This window comes from Curvibacter fontanus, assembly GCF_054780335.1.
Genome location: NZ_BAAGWN010000006.1, coordinates 1 through 14,493, shown reverse-complemented (window position 1 = coordinate 14,493; position 14,493 = coordinate 1). Strand labels below are relative to the sequence as shown.

Genomic DNA, 14,493 nt, shown 5'->3' with positions numbered 1-14,493 from the left:
TGGGGACGAGCGAAGTGCGCAAGACACCTCGCCGCTGTGCGCCGAACAAAGAGCGAGACAAAAAATGAGACCCGAAGAGTATCTGCTGGCGAGCCACGCCATCCATATCGAGATGGGCCGGCTCGCGGAGCGCCTGCTGGAACTGGCGCGCTTCCGCTGTGCCGAGCCCTCCAATCAGGCCTTCCTGAACCTCATGAACCGTCAGGCCGAGCTGCTGGAAACGCTGACCGAGATGCACGACAGGGCATCGACCGATTTCAGGAGTTCGTCCGCGCGCATGCCGCTGAACTGAGGCGCGAGCCGGACACACCCGGGGGCTTTCCTACAATGGAGGCATGTCCTCTGTACTGCCGCCCACCGGCGCCCCTTCTTCCCTGTTCCCCTCCCACGCCGAATCGCCCCTGCTGGCCAGCCTGAACGCCGAGCAGCGCGCGGCCGTGGCCTTGCCGGCCGTGCCGGCGCTGATCCTGGCCGGGGCGGGTTCGGGCAAGACGCGGGTGCTGACCACGCGCATCGCCTGGCTGCTGCAGACGGGCCAGGTCTCGCCCGGCGGGGTGCTGGCCGTGACCTTCACCAACAAGGCGGCGCGCGAGATGATGACGCGCCTGCAGTCCATGCTGCCCGTCAATGTGCGCGGCATGTGGATCGGCACCTTCCACGGCCTGTGCAACCGCCTGCTGCGCGCGCACCACCGCACGGTCGGCCTGCCGGCCACCTTCCAGATTCTGGACACACAGGACCAGTTGAGCGCCATCAAGCGCCTGTGCAAGCAGTTCAATGTGGACGAGGAACGCTTTCCCCCGAAGCAGCTGGCCTGGTTCATCGGCGGCTGCAAGGAAGACGGCCGGCGCCCGAACATGGTGGAGGCCAGCGACCCCGACACGCGCAGGAAGGTCGAGGTCTACCAGCTCTATGAAGACCAGTGCCAGCGCGAGGGTGTGGTGGACTTCGGCGAGCTGCTGCTGCGCAGCTACGAGCTGTTGCGCGACCACGATGCCGTGCGCGAGCATTACCAGCGGCGCTTCCGCCACATCCTGATCGACGAGTTCCAGGACACCAACAAGCTGCAGTACGCCTGGATCAAGCTGCTGGCGGGTTACACCCCGGCCGGCACGCTGCGCGACGACGGCGGTGCAGCTGCCGTGCTGGCCGTGGGCGACGACGACCAGAGCATCTACGCCTTCCGTGGCGCGCGCGTGGGAAACATGGCCGACTTCGTGCGGGAGTTCAATGTGCAGCACCAGATCAAGCTGGAGCAGAACTACCGCAGCTGCAGCTTCATCCTGGACACGGCCAACGCGCTGATCAGCCACAACAAGCACCGCCTGGGCAAGAACCTGCGCACCGACCAGGGCGCGGGCGAGCCCGTGCGCGTCTACGAATCGGTGAGCGACTACGCCGAAGCGCAGTGGATGATCGACGAGATCAAACATCTCGTGCGCGAAGGTGCGAGCGCCGCACGGCCGCCCGAAGGCGAGAGGGCCCCCTCGGGGGGCAGCGCAGCACACGAAGTGGCAAGCGTGGGGGCTACGTTTTCTCAGAAGGAGATCGCCGTGCTCTACCGCAGCAATGCGCAGAGCCGGGTGATCGAGACGGCGCTGTTCAACGCCGGCCTGCCCTACCGCGTCTACGGCGGCCTGCGCTTCTTCGAGCGGGCCGAGATCAAGCACGCGCTGGCCTACCTGCGCCTGCTGGAGAACCCGAAGGACGACACCAGCTTTTTGCGTGTGGTGAACTTCCCGCCGCGTGGCATCGGCGCGCGCTCCATCGAGCAGCTGCAGGATGCGGCGCGGGCTGCCAACAGCTCGCTGCACGATGCGGTGAGCGCCCTGCCGGGCAAGGCCGGCGCCAATCTCGGCGCCTTCGTCGCCAGGATCGATGTACTGCGCGAACAGACGCAAGGGATCACCCTGCGCGAGATCATCGAGCTGGTGCTGCAGCACAGCGGACTGGTCGAGCACTACCAGGCCGAGCGCGAAGGCGCCGACCGCATCGAGAACCTGGAGGAACTGGTCAACGCGGCCGAGAGTTTTGTGAGCATCGAGGGTTTCGGCCGGGAGGCGGAGGCGCTGCCGGACGTACCCCCACCCCAACCCTCCCCCGGAGGGAGAGGGAGTGAATGGCCCCCTCTCCCTCCGGGAGAGGGCGGGGGTGGGGGCACGCCAGACGACACCGGCGAAGTCATGTCTCCGTTAGCCGCCTTCCTGACCCACGCCGCTCTCGAAGCCGGAGATAACCAGGCGCAGGAAGGGCAGGAGGCCGTGCAGCTGATGACCGTGCATGCCAGCAAGGGCCTGGAGTTCGACGTGGTGTTCATCACGGGCCTGGAAGAGGGTCTGTTCCCGCACGAGAACGCCATGAGCGACTTCGACGGCCTGGAGGAAGAACGCCGCCTGATGTACGTGGCCATCACCCGCGCCCGCCAGCGTCTGTACCTGAGCCATTCGCAGACACGCATGCTGCACGGCCAGACCAGGTACCACATCCGCAGCCGTTTCTTCGACGAGCTGCCCGAGGAAACGCTCAAGTGGATCACGCCGAAGAACCAGGGTTTCGGCAGCGGTTTTGCACCACCGGCCTCAGGCTACAGGCACCAGCGTGAAGGCTGGAGCGAGGGTTGGAAGGGCGGCAATCATGGCCGCGACACGGGCAGCAGCCCGGCCCCGATGGCATCCAAGGCGCAGGAAGCTGCTACCGGCCTGAAACTCGGCATGCGGGTCTTCCACAACAAGTTCGGCGAGGGCACGGTGCTCACGCTGGAGGGCTCGGGCGACGATGCGCGTGCGCAGATCAACTTCCCGCGCCACGGCACCAAGTGGCTGGCCCTGTCGGTGGCCAAGCTCACGCCGGTGGTCTGAATCCGCGCGCGTCGGGCAGCGCCTCGGCCCGAGGGCTTCACGAAACTGTCACGCGGTTTTTATAACATGCGTGTGCCTGCTCCAGGCTTCGTGTCCAACCCGCTGAAAGTCCCGCCATGCCGACCCTGTCTTCGCTGTCCCGCCGCCAGGCGCTCCAATTGCTTGCCAGTTCGCCTCTGCTGCCCCTGGGGACGCTGGCCTCCGGCGCACTGCTGACCGGCTGCGCGACAGGCGGCGCCACGGCGGCAGGCGGTGACTTCCTGTCCGCCAGCTTCACGGCCATGGCCGCGCCGACGCTGGCCGATCCGGCGGCCATGGCCGCCACCACGGTGGCCTCCGGCCTGCAGGTCCGGCGCACCGACGGCAGTGTGCAGAGCTACAAGCTGGCTTATCGGCCTTTCTTCGTGACCGGGGACCTGGTGCCGGACGGCAAGGGGGGGCAGCTGTTGGCCGGCGGCTACTACGACATCCTGAACCGTCCCATCGTCGACAGGTCGGCGCCGGGCAAGGAACGCCAAGTATTTTCGGATTGCCCGGACGGCACTTCGCTGCTGCAGCTGGCCAATCCCAAAGTGCCCGGCATCAAGGGCAAGGCGCTCTTTGCCGTGGTGCAGTTCGAGTACGCCACCCGCAATCTGGGCGGCGCCAAGACCTATGGCACGCTGCCGTCGCCGATCGCCGTGCTGACCCTGGACCAGGATCAGACCACCGGCCAGCTCAGCCTGGTGAAGTACCACAACGTCGATACCTCGTCGGTGCAAGGCTTGTGGATCACCTGCGGCGCCAGCCTCTCGCCCTGGAACACCCATCTGTCCAGCGAGGAGTACGAGCCCGATGCCTTCAACCCCGGCGACAAGCGTTTCAAGGCTTTCAGCAGGAACCTGTTTGGCGACGAGAGCGTCGCCAACCCCTATCACTACGGCCACCTGCCGGAAGTCACGGTGCACCCGGATGGTTCGGGCTCGATCGTCAAGCACTTTTGCCTGGGCCGGATTTCGCATGAACTGGTCGAGGTCATGCCCGACCAGCGCACCGTTCTGATGGGCGACGACACCACCAACGGCGGTCTGTTCATGTTCATCGCCGACAAGGCTGCGCGCCTGTCCGCCGGTACGCTGTACGTCGCCAAGTGGGAGCAGACCTCCGCTGTCGGTCCGGGCAGCGCCACGCTGTCGTGGATCAAACTTGGTCACGCCAACAGTGACGAGATCGAAGCGCTGGCGAACAAGCTCAAGCCGACCGACATCATGGACGTCAAGACGGCCGATCCGCGCGATGCCGGCTACACGAAGATCCGCTACGCCGGCAAGGACAACTGGATCAAGATCGCGCCGGGCATGGAGAAGGCGGCGGCTTTCCTGGAGACGCACCGTTACGCGGCCCTGGCGGGCGGCAGCATGGGTTTCACCAAGATGGAGGGCACCACCGTAAACGCGCGCGACAAGGTGGCCTATTCGGCCATGAGCTACATCCAGGAGTCCATGGTGGACGGCACGACCGACATCAAGGTGCAAGGCCCCAAGTCCGGCGCCGTCTATGCGCTCAACCTCAAGGGCGGGCAGCAGGACCGGGCCGGCGCTGCCATCGACAGCACATGGGTGCCGGTGGACATGGCGGCTCCCGCAGCGCTAGTGGGCAAGGACCTGGCCATGCCCGATGCGCTGGGCAATCTGTCCCATGCCGATCACATTGCCAATCCGGATAACATCAAGTTCTCCGAGAAGCTGCGCACCTTGTTCATCGGTGAAGACAGCGGCCGCCACGTCAACAACTTCCTGTGGGCCTACAACGTCGATACGCAGCGACTGTCGCGCATCCTGTCGTGCCCGGCGGGTGCGGAATCGACCGGCCTGCAGTCGGTCGATGCGCTCAACGGCTGGACCTATATCATGAGCAATTTCCAGCACCCGGGTGACTGGGAAAAACCGCTGCACGACAAGGTCAAGGACGTGCTGGACCCGCTGGTCAAGGCGAATTACAAGGACCGCTTCGGTGCTGCGGTGGGCTACCTGACGGCCGACCCGGCCGGCCTGAAGCTGTAACCTTGGCGGCCTTAGCCCGCCAGTCCCACGAACATGTCCTGCACGTCGTCGTGGGCGTCGAGGGCGGCGAGGAAGGCTTCCACCTCCTCCAGCTGCTCGGCGCTCAGGCTGGCCGGGTCCACGGGGTTCTTGGGTTTGTAGCCCAGCTTGGCCGAGAGCACGGTGAAACCCTGGGCCGGCAGGGCGCGGCTCACCAGGTCCAGGTCGGCGGCATCGGTGATGAAGAGCGCCACACCGTCTTCACCAGGCGCTTCAAAGTCCTGCGCACCCGCCTCGATGGCGGCCAGTTCCGGATCGGCGGCAGCGGCAGAGGCTTCGGCCTCGATCATGCCCACGTGGTCAAAATCCCAGGCCACCGAGCCCGAGGTGCCCAGCTGACCCTTGCGGAACAGCACGCGCATCTCGGGCGCGGTGCGGTTCACGTTGTCGGTCAGGCATTCCACCATCACGGGTACGCGGTGCGGGGCAAAACCTTCGTACATCACGTGTTCGAAGTTCACCACCTCACCGGTGAGGCCGGCGCCCTTCTTGATGGCACGCTCCAGCGTGTCCTTGGGCATGGAGGCCTTGCGGGCCTGCTCCACGGCCAGGCGCAGGCGTGAGTTCAGGGCAGGGTCGGCGCCGCCGCGTGCGGCGACCATGATTTCCTTGGCCAGCTTGCCGAAGAGCTTGCCCTTGGCGTCGGCGACCTGCGCCTTGCCTTTTGCTTTCCACTGCGCGCCCATGTCGGAACTTCCTTGTGCTGATGGCGCGCTCACGCGCCGGTGGGATTCAGGGGGTGGCTGTCGGCTCGTTGCCGGCGGCCGCGGCGGGCGGTTCATCGTCGGCGACAAAGCTGTCGCGGAAGGTGAACCAGATCGAGCTGAAGAACATGGCCGCCAGCAGCATGGCGGTGGGGAACATCAGCGTGTGCATCAGGCCGGGCTGACCCAGCATGACAGTGAGGACCATGACCACCATGCCCACGCCCATGAACAGGCCCAGCCAGGCCAGTGTGTAGAGCGTGAACGCACCGAAGTTGCGCGTGCAGGCCACGAAGCTGAAGAACAGGCTCTTGCCCGGGGAGACGCCGTGCCAGTGCACCAGGGCCGGGGCGTGCCAGAACAGCATGGAAAAGGGCAGGTAGATGCCCATGACGATCCACATGGCGTTCTGGAAGGCGGCCGATTGCAGCAGCTCGGGGCTGAGTTCGCCGCCCACCAGGTACATGCGGGCAAAAGCGCCGCCGTCGGCCAGGGCCGAGGCGCCCAGCATGACGAGGAAACCTGCGGCATACACGACACCGAGCAGGACCATGGCGCGCGCCTGCTGGCGGCCCGCGCGAAAGGCGCTGATCAGGATGGTGGGCATGGGGAACCTGCCCAGGGAGGCTTCACGCGTGGCGGCCATGAGGCCCAGGGTGGCGGCCGGCAGCAGCACCAGGGCCAGCACGCTGCCCACATAGGGGACCAGGCTGGCCACCGAGATCAGCGTGATGAACATGAAGAACAGGCCCGCCAGCGCCAGCGGCTGCCGCCAGAAGGTGCGGACGCCGGCGCGTGCCCAGGCAAAACCGGTGCGGGCGGGGACGATGTTGAGTTTCATGCGGGGGTCGCTTCGAGGAGTTCGGCCGCATGCAGCGGGTGCAGCACGCGCTGCCTGAGCACGCGTTCGAAATGCGTGGGGTCATGCGGCTGCAGCATGCTGGCCTCGCGCGGCAGGTGGAAATCCCACAGGCGCGAGATCCAGAAGCGCAGGGCGCCGGCACGCAGCATGGCCGGCAGCAGCTGGCGCTCGGCCGCTGTCAGGGGGCGCACGGCGGCGTAGGCTTGCACAAAGGCGGCGCTGCGCTCCGGGTCGGTCTCGCCCGTGACGAGGTCGACGCACCAGTCGTTCAGGCAGACGGCCAGGTCGAAGAGCCAGGTGTCGATGCCGGCGAAATAGAAGTCGAAGAAGCCGCTGAGCTCGGGCGCGTCGGCCGGGCCGTCGAACATGACGTTGTCGCGGAACAGGTCGGCGTGGATGGGTCCGCGCGGCAGGGCCGTGTAGGCGGGCGATGTGGCCACGTGGTTCTGGTAGGCCAGCTCGCCGCGCAGCAGGGCGGCCTGCTCGGCGGCTATGTGGGGCAGCACCAGGGGCACGGTCTCGTTCCACCAGGCCAGGCCGCGCAGATTGGGCTGGCGGCGTGCGTAGTCGCGCCCGGCCAGGTGCATTTTCGCCAGCATGCCGCCCACGGCGGCGCAGTGGCTTGCCGTGGGCTGGAGTTCGTGCTGGCCGCGCAGGCGGTTCACCACGGCGGCGGGTTTGTCCTTGAGCCGGTGCAGGATGTCGCCGTCGCGGTTGGCGGCCGGGTCCGGCACCGGGATGCCCTGCAGCGCCAGGTGCTTCATGAGGTGCAGGTAGAAGGGCAGCTGTTCGAAGGTGAGACGCTCGAACAGGGTCAGCACGTACTGGCCCTGGTCGGTGGTGGCGAAGTAGTTGGTGTTTTCGATGCCGCTCTGGATGCCCCGCAGTTCCTGCAGTGGGCCGAGCTGGAGGCCTTGCAGCAGGATGTTGGCCTCGTCGAAAGAGACTTCGGTAAAGACAGCCATCGGATCAATACTTCAGGATGTTCCACCCGCCGGTGCCGCTGCGTTCGCGGTCGGTGCTGGCGGGGTTGCGGTTATTGCTTTCGGGCGCGACCTGGTAGGCCGGGGCATCGCCCTTGGGCTGAACGGTGATGCTTTTGGTCTCGCCGCCCACGCGCAATTCGTCGATGCGCGCGCCCGCGTCTTCGTGGCGGATGCGCTCGATCTTCTGTTCGGTGCCGCCGGGCGGGGGCGGGGCGACGTCGCGGGGCAGCGCCGCAGGCTTCTGGGCCAGGGCCGCGGCTGCCGCCAGGCCGCACAGGGCCACCAGCAGTTGGGAAAAACGGGGGAGGGAGGCGGGCATTCCGCAATTGTAGAGGGCGCCGCCACAGGGTCCGGGCGCAGGCACAATCGGCATCTGCCCTACGGACCCTGCTCATGAGCGACAAGAAAACCCTGCTGCTGGTCGACGGTTCCAGCTACCTGTACCGCGCTTTCCACGCCATGCCGGACCTGCGCGCTGTGCCGGGGGACCCGACGAGTCCGCCCACCGGCGCCATCCGCGGCATGATCAATATGCTGCAGAGCCTGCGCAAGGACGTGCCGGCCGACTACGCGGCCTGCGTCTTCGACGCCAAGGGCCCGACCTTCCGCGACGCGATCTACCCCGAGTACAAGGCGCAGCGCTCCCCCATGCCGGACGATCTGCGCGCGCAGATCGAGCCCATCCACGAGGTGGTGCGCCTCATGGGCTGGAAGGTGCTGGATGTGCCGGGTGTGGAGGCCGACGACGTGATCGGCACCCTGGCCGTGGCCGGTGCGAGTCAGGACGTGGAGGTGATCGTCAGCAGCGGCGACAAGGACCTGGCCCAGCTGGTGACGCCGCACATCACCATCGTCGACACCATGAACGGCAAGCGCCGCGACGTGGCGGGTGTGGAGGCCGAGTTCGGCGTGCCCCCGCATCTGATGATCGATTACCAGACCCTGGTGGGTGACACGGTAGACAACGTGCCGGGCGTGGAGAAGGTGGGCCCCAAGACCGCCGCCAAGTGGCTGAAGGAATACGGTTCGCTGGACAACATCGTGGCCAACGCCGACGCCATCAAGGGCGCGGCCGGCGAGAACCTGAGGAAGGCGCTGGACTGGTTGCCCACCGGCCGCCAGCTGCTGACCATCAAGACCGACTGCGATCTCAATGGCTGGGTGCCCGGCCTGCCGGCGCTGGACGCCGTGCGGGTGGGTGAGCCCGACACGGCGGCGCTCAAGGACTTCTACGAGAAATACGGCTTCAAGGGCCTGGCGCGTTCGCTAGGCGGCAGCCCCTCACCCCAGCCCTCTCCCCAGAGGGGCGAGGGGGGCAAACCGGGGGCCAGTGGCGACCTGTTCGACGAGGGGCTCCCTCTCCCCGCTGGGGAGAGGGCTGGGGTGAGGGGCACGCACTACGACACCATCCTCGACTGGGACAGCTTTGACCGCTGGCTGCTCAAGCTGCAGGCCGCCGAGCTGGTGGCGCTGGACACCGAGACCACCTCGCTGGCCGAGATGGTGGCCGAGATCGTGGGCATCTCCTTCAGCGTGGTGCCGGGCGAGGCGGCCTACATCCCGCTTACGCACGACTACCCTGATGCGCCCGCGCAGCTGCCGCGCGACGAGGTGCTGGCCAAACTGAAACCCTGGCTGGAAAATCCCGCGCACAAGAAGCTGGGCCAGCACGTCAAGTACGACCGCCATGTCCTGGCCAACCACGGCATCGAGGTGCAGGGCTACGCGCACGACACCATGCTGCAGAGTTATGTGCTCGAAGTGCACAAACCCCACGGCCTGGCCAGCCTGGCCGAGCGCCACCTGGGGCGCAGCGGCATCCAGTACGAAGACCTGTGCGGCAAGGGTGCCAAGCAGATTTCCTTCAGCCAGGTCGCCATCGACAAGGCGGCCGAATACTCCTGCGAAGACTCGGACCAGACCCTGGACGTGCACCGCACGCTCTGGCCGCTGCTGCAGGCCGACGAGAAGCTGAAGTTCATCTATGCGCTGGAGATGACCAGCTCCGAGTCGCTGTACCGCATCGAACGCAACGGCGTGCTGATCGACGCGCCCACCCTGGCCAACCAGAGCCACGAGCTGGGCCAGCGCATCCTGCAGCTGGAACAGGAGGCGCACGAACTGGCCGGGCAGCCCTTCAACCTCGGCTCACCGAAGCAGATCGGCGAGATCTTCTTCACCAAGCTGGGCCTGCCCGTCGTGAAGAAGACGGCCACCGGTGCGCCGAGCACGGACGAAGAAGTGCTGGAGAAGCTGGCAGAAGATTTCCCCCTGCCGGCCAAGATCCTGGAGCACCGCGGCCTCTCCAAGCTCAAGGGCACCTACACCGACAAACTGGCCCTGATGGTCCACCCACGCACCGGCCGCGTGCACACGCATTACGCGCAGGCCGTGGCCGTGACGGGGCGGCTATCGAGCAATGACCCGAACCTGCAGAACATCCCGATCCGCACGCCCGAAGGCCGGCGCGTGCGCGAGGCCTTTGTGGCCCCGGCGGGTTGTGTGATCGCCAGCGCCGACTACTCGCAGATCGAGCTGCGCATCATGGCCCACATCAGCGGCGACGCCGCCCTGCTGCTGGCCTTCCACGACGGCATGGACGTGCACCGCGCCACCGCGTCGGAAGTCTTTGGCGTGCCGACCAGCCAGGTCAGCAGCGAGCAGCGCCGTTACGCCAAGGTCATCAACTTCGGCCTGATCTACGGCATGAGCGCCTTCGGCCTGGCCCGATCCTTAAGCATCGACAACACGGCGGCCAAGAGCTACATCGAGCGCTACTTCGACCGTTACCCCGGCGTGAAGCGCTATATGGACGACACCCGCCAGCAGGCCAAGGCCCGCGGTTATGTGGAAACGGTGTTCGGCCGCCGCCTCTACCTGCCCGAGATCAACTCACCCAACGGCCCGCGCCGCAGCGGCGCCGAACGCGCCGCCATCAACGCGCCCATGCAGGGCACGGCGGCCGACCTCATCAAGCTCAGCATGAACAAGGTGCAGGCCGTGCTGGACGCCGAGCAGCGCAAGACCAGGATGATCATGCAGGTGCACGACGAACTGGTTTTCGAAGTGCCGGAAGAGGAGGTCACCTGGCTGCGCCACGAGATCCCGAAGATCATGGCCGGCGTGGCCCAGCTCAAGGTGCCCCTGCTGGCCGAGGTGGGCGTGGGGCCGAACTGGGACAAGGCGCACTGAGAGGCTGTGTTTCACCCCTTCTGGCGCTTGGCAGCCGCGGCTGTTTGGCAGGACAATGGACCAGAACGTTCGAATCCGTCATATGAACGCCGTCATGCCGCCCCGACTTCTGCAGGCCCGCGCTGCCCCCGCGCTGGCCGCGGGGCTGGTCCTGGCCGGCCTGCTGCTGGCTTGGTCGGGCAGGGCCGCTGCGTCGGGACCCGGTACACCCGCCGAGGCCACGCCCCCCATGGACCTGCCCAAACCCGCCACCAGGATCTACAAATCCCTCTCGGGCGGCACCACCTCGTTTTCCGACCGGCCACCGAGCCACGGGGCTTATGTGGTGCTCAGGCCGCAGTGTTTTGCCTGCAATTCCGCGTCCACGGTGGACTGGCATGTCACCCGTCTGTACCGGGACGCATTTGCCGAAGAGATCAACGTGGCCGCACGCCAGTACAAGGTCGATCCGGCCCTGGTGCGTGCAGTGATCCACGCCGAGTCGGGTTTCAACGTCCATGCCCGTTCACCCAAGGGCGCGGTCGGCCTGATGCAGCTCATGCCCGCGACGGCGAAGGTTCTGGGGGTGGCCAATCCCCGGGTGCCCCGCGAGAACATCCATGGCGGTGCGAAGTACCTGGCCGACCTGCTGGCCCAGTTCAAGAACGACGTGATGCTGGCCACCGCCGCCTACAACGCCGGCCCGCAGGCCGTGCAGAAGTACGCGGGCGTGCCGCCCTATGCCGAGACCCAGGTCTATGTGCAGCGCGTGCGCATCCTGCACCAGCGCTACAAGAGCGGCCCGCAGAGCTGAGCCTGGGCTCCCTGCCTAATCACCCGTTTCAGCACGGGCATCGTCCCTGGCCGAAAATAGGCCCATGAAATCACTCAAGGACATCGCTCTTTCCATGCTGGACCTGGTGGCCGTGCGCGAAGGCGGCACGGTGGCCGAGGCGCTGGGCATCGCCCTGCGCACCGCGCAGCACGCCGAAGCCCTGGGCTTCACGCGTTACTGGCTGGCCGAGCACCACAATATGCCGGGCATCGCCAGCTCGGCTACGGCGGTGCTGGTGGGGCATATCGCCGGTGGCACCCAGCGCATCCGTGTGGGTTCGGGCGGCATCATGCTGCCCAACCACGCGCCGCTGGTGGTGGCCGAGGCCTTCGGAACGCTCGCCGAGCTCTACCCGGGGCGCATCGACCTGGGCCTGGGCCGCGCGCCCGGCACCGATCCCATGACCATGCGCGCCCTGCGGCGCGACCGCGTGGAGACCGAGGAAGACTTCCCGCGCGACGTGGCCGAGCTGCAGCGCCTGCTGGGCCCGGCCCAGCCCGGCCAGCGCCTGGTCGCCATGCCCGGCGCCGGCACCAACGTGCCCATCTGGCTGCTGGGCTCCAGCCTGTTCTCGGCGCGCCTGGCGGCGGAGCAGGGCCTGCCCTATGCTTTTGCCTCGCACTTCGCGCCGCGCCTGCTGCTGCAGGCCATCGAGATCTACCGCAGCCAGTTCCGCCCCTCGGCCACGCTGGCGCAACCCCATGTGGCCATCGGCGTGCCGGTGATCGCCGCGCCGACCGACGAGGAGGCCGAGTTCCTGGCCAGCAGCACCTACCAGCGTGTGCTGGGCATCATCACGGGCAAACGCGGCCGCCTGGCGCCGCCGGTGCAAGACTTCATGGCGCAGCTGCACCCGCAGGAGCGCGCAGCGATTGCCGACTTCCTGGCCATCGCCGTGATCGGCGGGCCGCAGACCGTGCGCGCCGGTTTCGAGCAACTGGCCCAGGCCACGCAGGCCGACGAGTTCATCCTGGTTTCTGACGTTTACGATGCCGAGCTGCGCCTGCGCTCGCTGGACATCGCGGCCGCGGCGCGCAGCCTGGTCCCGGTAGCGGCTTGAAGCACAATACGTCCTCATGAACGACAGCACCGCATCCCAGGCTTCGCAGCGCCCCGAGCTGCCCGACCACCTCTCCATCGATCCGCGCAGTCCGCACCATGTGGCGGCCGTGTTCGAGCACGACGTAGGCATCACCTTCAACGGCAAGGAACGCAAGGACGTCGAGGAGTACTGCATCAGCGAAGGCTGGGTCAAGGTGCCCGCCGGCAAGACGCTGGACCGCAAGGGCAACCCGCTGATGATCAAGCTCAAGGGCAAGGTCGAGGCCTTCTACCGCTGAGCCATTGCAGGTACCTGCCTCGACGATGGTCGAGGCACAAAAAAGAGGAGTGTGTATCACACTCCTCTTTTTTTCATCGGCGTCCATGCCGCCGGCCTTCAGGCACCAGGTGGCACGGGAAAGGCCTCAGCCTCAGGCGGACACTTTGGCCGGGGCGGCGCTTTTTTTGGTCGCTTGCACCACATGCTCGCTGGCCTGCACAGAGTGGGTCCTGGCCTTTTCAACATGGATCTGGGCGCCCGACGGATCGCCGGAGCCCAGCAGCCTGGCCGCATCCTTGTGGGACTTGGCGGCCTGTTCGAGGTGCTCGGCGGCCTGCACGTGATGCTGCTGTGCTGTCTGTGCGGAGGTGGTGTCGTGGTTCTTGGTTTCGTTGAGTGTCATGTCGATGTCTTTCGGTGGGGGAGAGAGCTTCAAAGTGCACGCCATGGCATGACGTCCGTTTCATCTTTCCGGATTTCGGGGCATCCCTCTGTCTGCCTGCCCACATACATGGAGAAAGTCCGTCGTCTTGATTTGCATGGACGGTATGCACCCAGGATTGCAACGTTACCCGAATATGTTTGACAGCGTACAGATCAAGGCCAGTCGATGGCGCAGAGTGAGGCATCGATGAATGGTTTGTTCCCAGTTCATCCGGACGCACCCTGGACAAGCAAGCCCGGGGTGCCACCGCGCCGTCTACCGGGACTTTCCGGTTCAACCCACCAGGGGAAGAAAATGAACAGATTCGACAACACCAACCGATCCGCCATCCATTGGTTCATGCCCTTGCTGGCGGCCGCCGTACTCGCTGCTTGTGGCGGAGGCAGCACCTCCAGCGGAACGCCTGCAGCGACGCCCGTCAATTCCGGACCCGCAGGCGCCTCTCCCACCCTGGGGGCGGCGGCCACCTACGGCATCTTTGCCAGCAATGCTGCGATTACCCTCGCGTCGAATTCCTCGGTCACAGGCGATGTCGGTTTGAACCCGGCCGGTGCCTGCAACAACTGCGTGGTCGGCGTCACGGTTCTGAACGGCGTGGTGCACAACGGCGACCAGGCGGCCATCGACGCGCAAGCCGCGTTCAACACCGCCTACATCGATGCTGCCAACCGCAGCACCAATGCCTGCACCCTCGTCAATAGTGAACTCTCCCAAGCCCAGGCGGCCTGCGCGGGCGTGACCAACGGCCCCATCTATGTGCCGGGTCTTTATCGCAGCGCCAGCCCGATCGGGGTAGGCAGCAACTTCACCATCACCCTGGATGCGAAAGGCAATCCGGATGCGGTCTTCATCTTCCAGACCGGCGCCGCCATCACCACCGGCACCCGCAGCGCGGTGGTGCTGGCTGGTGGTGCGCAGGCCAAGAATGTGTGGTGGATGGCTGGCAGCGCGGCCACGCTGGGCGTGAGCTCCACCTTCAAGGGCACCGTCATTGCCAATGGCGCCGCCGTGCAGGTTCTGGGCGGCACCGCCCTGAACCCAACCGTGGTGGAAGGACGCCTGTTCTCGCATGCGGCGGGTGTGGTGCTCGATACCTTCTCCTCGGTGACCGTGCCGCAGTAAACCGTACTGGCGCCACAAGCGCAAGCACAAGCGGCAGGCCACGTCCGTGTTTCACGGGCGTGGCCTTTTTTGCGCTGCCCCGCGTGCCTGGCCCGCAGCACTATTCAT

The 14,493-nt window shown here is 66.4% G+C and carries 13 protein-coding genes; 8 read left to right on the top strand and 5 right to left on the bottom strand.

The genetic code is table 11. From position 1 onward, the window contains the following. Positions 1-64 precede the first annotated feature (64 nt). The 3 genes from ACYVH8_RS03655 (at position 65) to ACYVH8_RS03645 (ending at position 4,900) form a co-directional block, all read left to right on the top strand. Complete coding sequence (locus tag ACYVH8_RS03655) at positions 65-292, top strand: hypothetical protein (protein WP_460487527.1); 228 nt, start codon at positions 65-67, stop codon at positions 290-292. Positions 293-335: 43 nt separating this feature from the next. Further along, positions 336-2,858, top strand: coding sequence for a UvrD-helicase domain-containing protein (locus tag ACYVH8_RS03650; RefSeq protein ID WP_460487526.1), 2,523 nt, complete (start codon positions 336-338; stop codon positions 2,856-2,858). A gap of 116 nt (positions 2,859-2,974) precedes the next feature. Continuing rightward, entirely contained in the window at positions 2,975-4,900 is a 1,926-nt protein-coding gene (locus tag ACYVH8_RS03645; RefSeq protein WP_460487525.1) for a PhoX family protein, read from the top strand. Between the two features lie 11 nt (positions 4,901-4,911). Here ACYVH8_RS03645 and ACYVH8_RS03640 read toward each other — a convergent pair whose 3' ends face one another. The 4 genes from ACYVH8_RS03640 to ACYVH8_RS03625 are packed head-to-tail and all read right to left on the bottom strand — an operon-like array spanning position 4,912 to position 7,810. Further along, positions 4,912-5,625 carry a YebC/PmpR family DNA-binding transcriptional regulator gene (locus tag ACYVH8_RS03640; protein WP_460487524.1) on the bottom strand — a complete coding sequence of 238 codons (714 nt, stop codon included), beginning with the start codon at positions 5,623-5,625 and terminating at the stop codon, positions 4,912-4,914. Positions 5,626-5,671: 46 nt separating this feature from the next. Beyond that, positions 5,672-6,484, bottom strand: coding sequence for a BPSS1780 family membrane protein (locus ACYVH8_RS03635; protein ID WP_460487523.1), 813 nt, complete (start codon positions 6,482-6,484; stop codon positions 5,672-5,674). After that, positions 6,481-7,470, bottom strand: a complete 990-nt coding sequence (locus tag ACYVH8_RS03630) for a homoserine kinase (RefSeq protein ID WP_460487522.1) — start codon at positions 7,468-7,470, stop codon at positions 6,481-6,483. The genes ACYVH8_RS03635 and ACYVH8_RS03630 overlap by 4 nt, the downstream gene beginning before the upstream one ends. Before the next feature lie 4 nt (positions 7,471-7,474). Continuing rightward, positions 7,475-7,810 (bottom strand): hypothetical protein, encoded by a 336-nt coding sequence (locus ACYVH8_RS03625; RefSeq protein WP_460487521.1) that lies wholly within the window; start codon positions 7,808-7,810, stop codon positions 7,475-7,477. 74 nt (positions 7,811-7,884) lie between these two features. On the opposite strand from ACYVH8_RS03625, the gene polA reads away from it, so the two are divergent. The 4 genes from polA (at position 7,885) to ACYVH8_RS03605 (ending at position 12,837) form a co-directional block, all read left to right on the top strand. Beyond that, positions 7,885-10,683 carry a DNA polymerase I gene (gene polA, locus ACYVH8_RS03620; RefSeq protein ID WP_460487520.1) on the top strand — a complete coding sequence of 933 codons (2,799 nt, stop codon included), beginning with the start codon at positions 7,885-7,887 and terminating at the stop codon, positions 10,681-10,683. Between the two features lie 94 nt (positions 10,684-10,777). Next, entirely contained in the window at positions 10,778-11,476 is a 699-nt protein-coding gene (locus ACYVH8_RS03615; RefSeq protein ID WP_460487519.1) for a lytic transglycosylase domain-containing protein, read from the top strand. Between the two features lie 64 nt (positions 11,477-11,540). Beyond that, the gene (locus ACYVH8_RS03610; RefSeq protein ID WP_460487518.1) at positions 11,541-12,557 is read left to right on the top strand and encodes an LLM class flavin-dependent oxidoreductase; all 1,017 of its coding nucleotides are present in this window, start codon (positions 11,541-11,543) and stop codon (positions 12,555-12,557) included. Between the two features lie 16 nt (positions 12,558-12,573). Continuing rightward, a complete protein-coding gene (locus ACYVH8_RS03605; RefSeq protein WP_460487517.1) occupies positions 12,574-12,837 on the top strand; it encodes a DUF3297 family protein in 264 nt (87 codons plus the stop codon). 132 nt (positions 12,838-12,969) lie between these two features. Here the strand turns inward: ACYVH8_RS03605 and ACYVH8_RS03600 are convergent, their stop codons facing one another. Further along, positions 12,970-13,221, bottom strand: coding sequence for a hypothetical protein (locus tag ACYVH8_RS03600; RefSeq protein WP_460487516.1), 252 nt, complete (start codon positions 13,219-13,221; stop codon positions 12,970-12,972). 336 nt (positions 13,222-13,557) lie between these two features. Here ACYVH8_RS03600 and ACYVH8_RS03595 point away from each other — a divergent pair, with 336 nt between their 5' ends. Beyond that, entirely contained in the window at positions 13,558-14,385 is an 828-nt protein-coding gene (locus ACYVH8_RS03595) for an ice-binding family protein (RefSeq protein WP_460487515.1), read from the top strand. Positions 14,386-14,493: the final 108 nt, after the last annotated feature.